Genomic DNA, 912 nt, shown 5'->3' with positions numbered 1-912 from the left:
GGCCTTCACCAGCAGTTGCCGCTCGGCCCCCAGCGCGCGCAGCAGGGCGCCCTGGCGAATGCGTTCATCCAGGGTGGATTGCAAGCCGGAAAACAGCACCGCCATGCCCGCCGCCAACACAAACAGCAGCACGTATTCCACAGCAATGGTCACTTGCGCCAGGATGCTGCGCAGTTGCTCCAGCAATGCATCGATAGGCAAGATGGTCACGGCCGGGAAGGTGCGCGACAGTTCGATGATTTCCTTGTCGTGTCCCGGTGCCAGGTAAAAGCTGGTGAGGTAGGTGGCCGGCAAGTCCTGCAAGGTGCCAGGCTGGAAAATCATGAAAAAGTTGGGCTGGAAGTTGTCCCAGTTGATGCTGCGCAAACTGGTGACCCGTGCTTCGCGATTGACACCGGCAATGGTGAAGGTCATCAGGTCGCCCAGCTTCAGCTTGAGGCTTTCGGCGACTTTGGCTTCCACTGAAACGCCCGGCACATCGCCTTCGGGCTTCGGGCCCCACCAGCTACCTGCTGTCAGCTGGTTTTCGGCAGGCAGGTCAGCCGCCCAGGTCAGGCTCAGGTCGCGCTGGATGGCCTTGTCGCCACTGGAGTCCTTGCTGACGATGTCTTGCACCGGTTCGCCATTGATGCTGATCAGACGCCCCGGAATGACCGGGTACAGCGGCGCAGCGCGGGCCTGAAGGGTCATCAGGTGGGCGCCGAAAGCCTCCTTGTCGGCCGGCAGGATATTCAGCGCAAAGTAGTTGGGTGCATCTTTGGGCAACTGGTTTTGCCAGGTGTCGAGCAATTCGCCGCGCAGCAGGGCGATCAGGGCCATCGACAGCAGGATCAGGCCAAAGGCCAGGGCCTGGCCCGCCGCGGCCAGCGGATGGCGCAGCAACTGACCCAGCCCCAGGCGCCAGGGCAGTGA

General features: G+C 62.4%; 1 protein-coding gene. It reads right to left on the bottom strand.

Annotated elements, in window-relative coordinates; genetic code table 11:
- Positions 1-912, bottom strand: a 912-nt coding sequence (locus GHO03_RS24580; protein ID WP_372241800.1) for an ABC transporter permease, incomplete at both ends; no start/stop codon positions are given.

The organism is Pseudomonas sp. FSL R10-1339 (genome assembly GCF_009600545.1).
Lineage (GTDB): Bacteria > Pseudomonadota > Gammaproteobacteria > Pseudomonadales > Pseudomonadaceae > Aquipseudomonas > Aquipseudomonas bubulae.
Note: the sequence above shows the minus strand (reverse complement) of the source record. Positions and strands in the feature narration are given on the sequence as shown.